A 9,095-nucleotide genomic window follows, 5' to 3' on the forward strand; every position below is an offset into this window, starting at 1 on the left:
ACGCAATCGCTCTGGATGAATGTCCCGGTGGTCGAAGTTGCTAGCCTGTCGGGATCCGACCGGGCGGACGTGGTCGTGGTCGGTTCTGGCATTGCTGGGCTGCCGGTGGCGTAGAGCTTGTAAGCCGTGGGCGCTCCGTGATCGTGCTGGATCGACACCGGCATGACGGCGCGCACGACCGCGCATCTCGCCACAGCGCTGGACGACTATTCCAAGGAGCTCGTGGGCGCGCGCGGCGAGGAATGTGCGCCTTACTACCAAAGCGTCGTGACCGCGATTGACCGCTGAAGCTATCCTGGAACTCGAAAACGTCGACTGCGATTTCTGCCGGGTCGACGGAATCTGGGTGCATTGCCGAATCCCAGACCGGGCGGCCAACCGCCAGCGGCAGCAAAAGGGGAAAGGAGCCGCCTCGCAACGGCTCCGTCCTTCCGCTATTTCTTGCCCTCGCCGACCGTAGGCGCGGGCTTCTTGTCGAGATCCTGCGCCATCTCAAGATGATGCTTAAGCGCCGGCAGGGTTTTGCCGGCCCAATTCTTCAGATCCGCGTTATCGCCGCCCTTGGCATAGCGCTCGAACAGGTCGACGGCATCCTTATGAGCGCTGACCTGCATCGAATTGAACTCCGAGCTGAAGTCGTTACCGTTGGCACCCTTCAGCTTGTCGAGCTTGCTTTGGTGCGATGAATCGAGAGCGCTGGGCAATTCGGCTTTCACCTTGCCACTGGTGACAAGTCCCTTCAGCTCGGTGCTGGTTTTGGTGTGGTCCGTTACCATCTGGGAAGCGAAAGTCTTCTCCGCTGCATTTCCCTTCTGCTGTGCGAGCTTGTTAGACTCGATTTCAAACATGTCCGATATCGCGACCTGCTTGACAAAATCCACCGTCGAGGGGCTGACCCCGAGCACGGAATTGACGCCGGTCTTTTCGCTGACGGATTGCGCCATGACCGGTGTCGCCAGCAAAATGCACGCGATTGCTATTATAGTGCGTCTCATGTGTATCTCCATCAGTTTGCGGTCTTGCAATTGACGCCCTTGCGAGGCGTTAGTTGAGCTTAGTCGCCGTCTGCTCGTCGAATTTGGCGGCGAGGGATCGAACGATATCGTGTGGCTGAGCTTTCCATCCAGGCGATCAAGACGTCGTAGTGGCGACCGGCCGCAACAGGAGACCCGCCAGATAGCAGCGGCCTCAAGTAACCGGTCTTGCGGCATCTTCGACCGCTCGGGCGGTGGAACGATCCCGTGACCAAACCCCTGTTGCGGGTGTAGACCTCCTTGCGGTTGAGGTGGAACTGGACGCAGTAGCCGTCGCATTTGCGCTTTTCGCTGATTCCCGCCCCGTTCTTGGCCAAGCTATCGTCAAAGGCGAGGTGGTGGTTGGCCTACGCACTACCCTGAAGTTTTAAGCCGAGTGCCGGTAAACGTGGCGGAGGTATACGCGTCACTACGCAGTGACCTGTACATCGGCTCCATTACTTCTTTTTCTTGGGGACTTTCTTGCCTTTTTTGCGGGCCTTGGAAAGTCCGATCGCGATCGCCTGCTTCTTGCTTTTTACCTTGCCGCCCTTTCCGCCACGGCCACTTTTGGCCGTCCCCTTCTTGTACCGTCGCATCTCGCTCTTGACGTCCGAGCCCGAGCTCTTCGAGTAGCGACGCTTCTTCTTGGCTTTTTTTGCCATGGGTTCTTCTCTTTCCACTAAAAGACACTGCTAGTTGAACTGCCAGAAGCATGACTTCCGCGCTGTCGGCTTTCCCATCCACCGCATCGACAATCTAGATGGCGCTGGCAAGTTCCAACGCACCATTCCGAGCATCCGTTAGAGGATATACCGAATGCGGTGTCCTCATAGGAACGCTGTCAGATGTTTCACGCTTGATAGGTTGGAGAACCTCGATCGATGCGCCGCACCAGAATTCGGCTCAAGCACCAGCCATCCGACCAAGCCGGCCGACGCGGTTGGCGGCTTAGCACCGAGGAAGATGAAGAAGGTATCGAGGATTGGATGGTCGGCGGAGGCGACAGCCCGTCAGCTTGAACGGCAAATACTCCCGGAAATTGTTGCTGCATCAACCAAGGGATCAGGGTAGCCACACGATGGTTCGTCCCAAGGGTTCACCTCCTATTTCGAGCCCGATTCAGCGGGCCAGCCGTTTGATGGTCTTGGCCGCACGGCTGGGACCATGCCAGCCCAGAAACTTCAGCTCCTTGTTCTCCAGCGCATTCGTTGCTCGAAAGAACTGTTCGAGGTCATCGCGTGCATGGGTGGGAAGATCGCGGATATCCTTGAGATCAGTTTCGAGCGGTGATCTATCAGGCACCGCAAACACCCGATCGTTGCGCTCCGTCTCGCCCTTTTTCTTCTGTTCGACTTCGAGAATGCCGATGGGACGGCAGCGCAGCACGACGCCCGGATAGGTCTGCGCGTCATGCAAGATCAGCACATCCAGCGGATCGCCATCCTCGGCCTTGGTCGAGGGAATGAACCCCCAGTCGTAGGGATAGGTCAGGCCGGCCATCAGTGGCTTCGCCAAGGCAAAAACGCCAAGCTTCGGATCGAAATCGAGCTTGCACGAACTGCCGCGCGGCGTCTCGACCACGGCGAAGATGTTGTTATGGTCGGCCCAACTCGGTAGTTTTGTCAGATTGGTCATGGCGGACGACTCGGGCCTCGAAAGAAGCAGCGGGCCCGACGGAAATCGATCCGCGAGCCCTGCCGGGAATCAGGCGGAGGTGGAGGCCTTCTTGTTGACGCCCTTGCGCAACGCAACCGTATTGAGCTTGGCGTTCGCGGTCTTCTCTTCGTTTAGGTTCGTGGTAAGGAAGCGCACGATATCGTCGTGGCCGAGCTCCTCCGCCCAGGCGATCAAGGTGCCGTAGCGGCATATCTCGTAGTGCTCGACGGCCTGCGCGTTGGCGACGAGCGCCGCATCCAGCACCGTCTTGTCCTCGATCTCGCCGGCCGTCTCGTCGGCTTCCTTGATGATCCCGTCGATGGCTGGGCATTGCGTGCCGCTTGGCGATTGGCCGAGTTTCTCGAATACCTTTTCGAGACGCTCGATCTGCTTGTTGGTCTCCTCGAGATGGTTCTTGAGGCCCGTGGCCAGATCCCGGTTGGTGGCTTTGTCGATCATCTTCGGCAGGGCCTTGGTGATCTGCTCCTCGGCATAATAGATGTCCTGCAAGCCATGCAGCAGCAGATCATCCATCGTCTTGATGTCTTTGGTGAATAGTCCCATGACGCCGCTCCTCGCTCCTAAAGCGGGGGGAACGCATGCTCGCCGTGCTGGTTCCTGGGCGTGAACGCCACAGCCGGCCGGGAAGATTATGATGGTGGGGCGTCTCGTGCGTCCGCAGGAACTCGCGCAAACAGGCCGCGTTTTGCCTCTTTGGGTGGAGTTCAACATGGACAGCACCTCGCTCTGGATGGAGACCGAAATCCTGCCGGAGGCGGGTGCCCTCAAAGGCGATGTGCAATGCGATGTCGCCGTGGTTGGTTCGGGCATCGCCGGACTGTCGACGGCGTACGAATTGATGAAGCGCGGCCGCTCGGTCATCGTCATCGACCGCAAGGGTATCGCAAGCGGCATGACGGCGCGCACCTCGGCGCATCTTGCACCGCTCTGCGATGATTTGATGAGCGAATTCAGGAAGCTGCGCCGCGCCGAGGCCGCCAAGCTGTTCTACGAAAGTCAGGCCGCCGCCGTGGATCGCATCGAGGAAATCCAGACAAGTGAGAAAATTGCCTGCGACTTTCTCCGTCTTGACGGCTATCTTTTTCAAGGCAATGGCATGCCGGCCGACATATTCGATGAGGAGCTGGAAGCGGTGCGCGAGGTCGGCGCACCGGTGCACCGGCTGGTCGGCGTGCCGCTCAAGGGCTGCGAGAGCCGGCACGTCTTGCGCTATCCGCGCCAGGCAAAATTCCATCCCCTCAAATATCTCGCCGGACTTGCTGCCGCTTGCGCAAGCGGCAGCGTCCGTTTCTTTGCCAACAGCCCGGTCGAGGAAGTCGCCGAACATGACGGCGGCGTCACGCTGCGAACCTCACAGGGGCAGATCACGGCCGCGCATGCTGTCATCGCGACCAACGCATCAATCGCCGACCGCTTTCAACTGCATACCAAGGTTGCTCCTTACCGCACTTACGTGCTCGCCTTTGCCATCGCGCGGGGCGAACTGCCCGACGCGCTCTATTGGGACACCGAAGATCCCTACCATTATGTGCGGTTGCAAACGGGCCCCGAGGAGGTTGATTTCGTGCTGGTCGGCGGCGAAGACCATAAAAGCGGTGAGGCCAACGATGCCGACCAGCGCTTTGCTCGGCTGGAGAACTGGGCGCGTGAATTGATCCCGGCTTTGGACCGCATAACCCATCGCTGGTCGGGTCAGGTTCTCGACACGATCGACTATGCCGGCTTCATCGGCCGCGAGCCCGGCAGCGAGCGCATTTACCTTGCAATGGGCGATTCAGGCCAGGGCCTGACCCATGGTGTGATGGGCGCGATGCTGAACACAGCCCTCATTCTGGGCGAAGATCATCCGTGGAAGTCCGTCTATGCGCCGGATCGCAAGCCGCTCGCAGCGGCGCGGAATTTCCTGCGCGAGAACATGACGATCCTGCAAAACCTCGCGGAATATGTGGCGCCGGGTGAAATCGCTTCGCTCGAAGAGCTTCAGCCGGGTGAGGGCGCCATTCTGCGGCGGGGACTCGAAAAGATCGCAGCCTACAAGGACAAGGCTGGCGAACTGCATCTTCATTCGGCCAGTTGCACGCATATTGGCTGTCATCTGCACTGGAACAGCTTCGAGAGCTGCTGGGATTGTCCGTGCCACGGTTCGATCTTTGCGCCCAACGGACGGCCGATCAATGCTCCGGCCGTGTCGGCTTTGCGCCCGGTAAAGGTCTAGCGAGATCCGGTCAAGGCTCAGGGAGCGTTCCATCTTCAAGGACGAGGACATCGAGCAGGGCGATCTGCGTAGCCCGCGCCCACCGTGGGCCGTCCTACGGCCGCTGCCAATTGAGCCGATCGTTGACAGCTTTCGGTGCGAGGTGTTGATCATCGGCGCCGGCATCACCGGTGCGCTGATGGCCGAGCGCCTGACACGGCAAGGCCGCCAGGTGGTCGTCATCGATCGCGAGCTTCCCAGTCTCGGCAGCACGGTGGCCAGCACCGCCATGCTGCTCTGGGAAATCGACCGGCCGCTGTTCGAGCTCGCGCAGCTCTATGGTTTCGAGAAGGCGGTTCGCTGCTATCGGGCCAGCCACCATGCCGCGCAAGGCCTGCCGTCCCTGGTTAGGCAGCATGGAATTGCCTGCCAGATGCGACGGCGTCTCTCGCTCTATCTCGTCGTCGATGACAGTCCGAACCTTGTTCAGGATGAATATGCGCTGAGGAGCCGCGCCGATCTGCCGTCCCTCTATCTCGATCACGCCGCGCTGCTGAAGCGCTTCGGCATCGCGCGGGCGGGCGCCCTTTTGTCAAGGGATGCGGCTGATGCCGATCCTGTGCTGCTCACACATGGCCTGCTTGATATCTCCCTGCAACGCGGTGCCCGCCTTCTCAAGGCCAACGCGGTTGCCTACGACAGCACGGCCCAGAGAGTCACCGTCGGCCTTGAGAACGGACTTTCGATCGAGGCGCGCCAGGTTGTGCTCGCGACCGGCTATGTGATGCCGGATATTGTGCGGCCCACGGCGCAGCAACCAGCTTCCAGCTGGGCCATCGCGAGCCGGCGGCAGCCAGGCCATCTGTGGCCCGAACAGGCGCTCATCTGGGAAGCGAGCCGGAACTATCACTATGCGCGGACCACCGCTGATGGCCGCATCATCCTTGGTGGCGAAGATGACCGTACGCTCATCGAGCCTGACGCTCGTGATGACGCCACGCCTGCCAAGGTGAGGGCGCTCAAAGATTATCTGAAGGCGCTTTGGCCGCATGCATCGGAAGATGTGGCGTTCGGCTGGTCGGGCGCCTTCGATACCACACATGACGGCTTGCCGTTGATCGGCAGGGTGCCCGGCTCCAAGAATATCTTCGCCGCCTTTGGCTATGGCGGTAACGGCATTACCTTCAGCTTCCTCGCGGCGGAACTTCTGGCGGCGATGCTTGCCGGAGGTTCTTCGCCCCTGTTCGATGATCTTGCGATTGATCGCGATATTCCCGGCTAACGACGCGCGATCAGGCAGCCCAGCATGAAGGCGACGAGCACCGAGGGCAGCGGAGCCTCTCGCACCACATCACGCAGAAATGCGAGCACCTGGCCCGGCGGCTGCCCTTCTTTCCTTTGCCGCACCGTGCGGGCGGTCTCACGCCTTCCGAAACGTCTGTGCTGGATTGCGCTTCATCGCTCCGTGCCGCACCTGATCCGCCATTCCCTGCTCCTTCAATCTGGGCAATGGACCGGCGGCGGAACCGTTCCTACTGCGAACGCTGTGGCCGTACGCGGTGCTCTAGCAACGAAGGGGACCCGAGGCCGTTCTGGAAGGACCGACAACGATCGATCAAGAATGGTCATGGCTAAAGATCCGCCGGAGCCTAAACGAGACGGCAAAGGGGCCCACATCTCGGGCTCTCGCAAGCCTGCGCGGGAAGTTCAGGAGCCCTTCACCATCCGCCCGCCGGAAACCGATCACGGCTCGATGCCCAATCTGAAATGGTCGTTCGCTGACAGTCACGTCAGGATCGAAAAGAGCGGGTGGACCCGCGAGACGACGATCCGAGAACTGCCGATCGCAGAGGACGTGTCAGGAGTCAACATGAGACTGGAGGCAGGGGGCGTCTGAACTGCATTGGCACAAACAAGCCGAATGGTCGTACATGCTTCGAGGCAAGGCGCGGATCACCGCGGTCGACGAGGCCGGCTCGAACATTCGCGGACGATGTTTCTATTTTCCGGCGGGAATCCCGCACTCGATCCAAGGACTCAACAGCGACGTGAAGGGTGCGAGTTTCTGCTCGTCTTCGACGATGGTGCATTCTCGGAAGAAAACACTTTCCTACTAACCGACTGGCTCGCCCACACGCCGCGTTCGCGATGGGCACTACATCGACAACACGGGAGACCGCCCGCTGCGGTTTCTGGAGATGTCAGGTCGAACCGGTATGTCGACATCTCGCTTAACCGCTGGCTTCCCCGCGCGCTCGTCGAAGCGCATTTGAAAGTTACGGGTGACGTCCTGGCGCGGCTCCTGACCGCCAAAGTGGCGCGCACGATAGTATTCCCGCGACCAATCATCGAGCAGGAGGTCGAAATGCCGCCGCGTGGTGTCCGTATGGAGGCGATGGAGGCACGTTCTGTCGATGCCATTCCAGTCGGAAAGGAGTGGCAATATGAACCCAAATGGGACGGATTTCGTTGCCTGCTGGCGCGGGACCGGGACGCGGTGTCCATGCGCTCGAAGTCCGGCCAGGATCTCGCCCGATACTTCCCGGAGATCGTCGCCGCAGCCCGCGATTTGCGCGAGCAGAGGCTTGTGCTTGACGGCGAGCTCGTCGTCGAGATTGGCGGGCAATTTTCGTTCAATGACCTCCTGCAGCGCATCCATCCGGCCGCTAGCCGCGTTCAGAAGCTGTCCCGGGACACGCCGGCCCTATTTCTCGCTTTCGATCTGCTGGAGCTGGGCGACAAAAAGTTGGCCGACCAACCGTTGTCCCGACGGCGACTTCAGTTGGAAAAGCTTGCTGGCCGCAGTTTTTCGAGCGCGCCGCTATTTCGGCTATCGCCGGCCAGCACGAAGTTCGGGGATGCCGAGCGGTGGCTGCAGTCGGCCGGCGGCGGAAGTGACGGCGTGGTCGCGAAGCGGCTCGATCTTCCGTACCAGACCGGGAAGCGCGAGGGCATGCAGAAGATCAAGCGATATCGCAGCGCTGATTGCGTCATTGGAGGCTTTCGCTACGGCGAGAAGCTGCAGGCCGGCCGCAAAGCTGTCGCCTCATTGCTGCTGGGGCTTTACGATGCAGACGGCCTCCTGCACCACGTCGGCTTTTCGTCAGCCATCAAGGCAAAGGACAAGCCGGCGCTGACCGAAAGACTCGAGATGATTGCGGCGACCAAAAGCTTCACTGGCAACGCGCCAGGCGGACCAAGCCGATGGTCGACGAGACGGTCGTCCGAATGGCAGGCGGTGAAGCCGAAATACGTTGTCGAAGTGTCCTACGATCACTTCACCGGTGGCCGCTTTCGGCACGGCACGACCATCCTTAGATGGAGGTCCGACAAGAAGGCGAACCAGTGCACCATGGAACAGATGAAGCAAAAGATCGCGCGGGACCTCATGAGGGCGATCGAGCCAGCCTGACGGATACTTGGGTCGACGCAGATGTGAATCGTATTGGCGCCAGGTGGCCCCAGCCGTAGCACATCTCTCTTGGCCATTCTTCGGTCGTCTCAAGGACTTTGCCGTATCAGACGCAACAAGGGTGTTCCTTCATGGTTCCTTCGTTAACGCGCCCCGGGCGACTCGACCGGGTGCCCTCGGGAACCACGAGATGCAGCCGGGCTTTTACCTCTCGATGTTCGAGAAAGCCGATAGAAGTGAAGAACTGACTTCCGCGATTGTCGACGGTTTCGTCCGCGTCCGCGGAGCGCGGGAGCATAACCTCCGGAACGTTTCGCTGGACATCCCGCGCAATGAGCTCGTGGTCTTCACAGGCGTGTCCGGATCCGGCAAGTCCTCCTTAGCGTTTGGGACGTTATACGCGGAGGCTCAACGTCGTTATCTCGAATCCGTATCACCTTACGCACGTCGGCTATTCCATCAGATGCAGGTGCCCGACGTCGACGCAGTCGAAGGATTGCCGCCAGCCGTCGCCCTTCAGCAGCAGCGCGGATCGCCGACAACCAGGTCGTCGGTGGGAAGCGTCACGACGCTCTCCAACCTCTTGCGCATACTGTATTCGCGGGCGGGCACATATCTGCGCGGGCAGGCCTTGCTTTACGCGGAGTCCTTCTCGCCTAACACGCCGGAAGGCGCCTGTCCGAACTGTCATGGCATCGGGCGAATTCATCAGGTCGTCGAACGAAGTCTGGTACCCGACGACACTTTGACGATCCGTGAGCGCGCCATTGCGGCCTGGCCTTCGGCTTGGCAGGGC

The 9,095-nt window shown here is 60.4% G+C and carries 10 protein-coding genes and 1 pseudogene; 7 read left to right on the plus strand and 4 right to left on the minus strand.

Annotated features, from left to right (window positions below):
- Window positions 1-162: 162 nt before the first annotated feature.
- Complete coding sequence (locus J6525_RS47125; RefSeq protein WP_283809527.1) at window positions 163-288, plus strand: hypothetical protein; 126 nt, start codon at window positions 163-165, stop codon at window positions 286-288.
- A 146-nt stretch (window positions 289-434) separates the two neighbouring features.
- Here the strand turns inward: J6525_RS47125 and J6525_RS40255 are convergent, their stop codons facing one another.
- The 4 genes and pseudogenes from J6525_RS40255 to J6525_RS40270 all read right to left on the minus strand — a co-directional run bounded on the left by J6525_RS40255 (window position 435) and on the right by J6525_RS40270 (window position 3,236).
- On the minus strand, window positions 435-995 hold the full coding sequence (locus tag J6525_RS40255) for a DUF4142 domain-containing protein (RefSeq protein ID WP_028343205.1): 561 nt from the start codon (window positions 993-995) through the stop codon (window positions 435-437).
- Window positions 996-1,480: 485 nt separating this feature from the next.
- Window positions 1,481-1,678, minus strand: a pseudogene (locus J6525_RS40260) (DUF6496 domain-containing protein); the annotation flags it as partial.
- A 457-nt stretch (window positions 1,679-2,135) separates the two neighbouring features.
- Entirely contained in the window at window positions 2,136-2,651 is a 516-nt protein-coding gene (locus J6525_RS40265; RefSeq protein ID WP_069276988.1) for an inorganic diphosphatase, read from the minus strand.
- Between the two features lie 69 nt (window positions 2,652-2,720).
- Window positions 2,721-3,236, minus strand: a complete 516-nt coding sequence (locus J6525_RS40270) for a YciE/YciF ferroxidase family protein (RefSeq protein WP_225648791.1) — start codon at window positions 3,234-3,236, stop codon at window positions 2,721-2,723.
- Window positions 3,237-3,402: 166 nt separating this feature from the next.
- Between J6525_RS40270 and J6525_RS40275 the strand changes: the two genes are divergently transcribed.
- The 6 genes from J6525_RS40275 to J6525_RS40295 all read left to right on the plus strand — a co-directional run.
- Window positions 3,403-4,908: an FAD-dependent oxidoreductase gene (locus J6525_RS40275; RefSeq protein ID WP_225648797.1), complete on the plus strand. Its 1,506-nt coding sequence runs from the start codon at window positions 3,403-3,405 to the stop codon at window positions 4,906-4,908.
- 142 nt (window positions 4,909-5,050) lie between these two features.
- On the plus strand, window positions 5,051-6,169 hold the full coding sequence (locus J6525_RS40280) for an NAD(P)/FAD-dependent oxidoreductase (protein WP_225648792.1): 1,119 nt from the start codon (window positions 5,051-5,053) through the stop codon (window positions 6,167-6,169).
- A 345-nt stretch (window positions 6,170-6,514) separates the two neighbouring features.
- Window positions 6,515-6,784, plus strand: coding sequence for a cupin domain-containing protein (locus J6525_RS47710; RefSeq protein ID WP_376708629.1), 270 nt, complete (start codon window positions 6,515-6,517; stop codon window positions 6,782-6,784).
- A gap of 34 nt (window positions 6,785-6,818) precedes the next feature.
- Entirely contained in the window at window positions 6,819-7,004 is a 186-nt protein-coding gene (locus tag J6525_RS47715; protein ID WP_376708630.1) for a cupin domain-containing protein, read from the plus strand.
- A 278-nt stretch (window positions 7,005-7,282) separates the two neighbouring features.
- Window positions 7,283-8,299 (plus strand): ATP-dependent DNA ligase, encoded by a 1,017-nt coding sequence (locus J6525_RS40290; protein WP_225648798.1) that lies wholly within the window; start codon window positions 7,283-7,285, stop codon window positions 8,297-8,299.
- Window positions 8,300-8,513: 214 nt separating this feature from the next.
- Window positions 8,514-9,095: P-loop NTPase family protein (locus J6525_RS40295; protein ID WP_512699763.1), on the plus strand; the 582-nt coding region annotated here is incomplete at its 3' end.

Origin of the sequence: Bradyrhizobium australafricanum, from assembly GCF_020329495.1 — a bacterium.
Taxonomy (GTDB): Bacteria; Pseudomonadota; Alphaproteobacteria; order Rhizobiales; family Xanthobacteraceae; genus Bradyrhizobium; species Bradyrhizobium australafricanum.

Bases quoted from the DNA above. Each gene is read 5' to 3' on its own strand.
- J6525_RS40265 (WP_069276988.1), bottom strand. From the start codon at position 2,651: ATGACCAATCTGACAAAACTACCGAGTTGGGCCGACCATAACAACATC.
- J6525_RS40275 (WP_225648797.1), top strand. From the start codon at position 3,403: ATGGACAGCACCTCGCTCTGGATGGAGACCGAAATCCTGCCGGAGGCG.
- J6525_RS47710 (WP_376708629.1), top strand. From the start codon at position 6,515: ATGGCTAAAGATCCGCCGGAGCCTAAACGAGACGGCAAAGGGGCCCAC.
- J6525_RS40270 (WP_225648791.1), bottom strand. From the start codon at position 3,236: ATGGGACTATTCACCAAAGACATCAAGACGATGGATGATCTGCTGCTG.
- J6525_RS40255 (WP_028343205.1), bottom strand. From the start codon at position 995: ATGAGACGCACTATAATAGCAATCGCGTGCATTTTGCTGGCGACACCG.
- J6525_RS40290 (WP_225648798.1), top strand. From the start codon at position 7,283: ATGGAGGCACGTTCTGTCGATGCCATTCCAGTCGGAAAGGAGTGGCAA.
- J6525_RS47125 (WP_283809527.1), top strand. From the start codon at position 163: ATGACGGCGCGCACGACCGCGCATCTCGCCACAGCGCTGGACGACTAT.
- J6525_RS47715 (WP_376708630.1), top strand. From the start codon at position 6,819: ATGCTTCGAGGCAAGGCGCGGATCACCGCGGTCGACGAGGCCGGCTCG.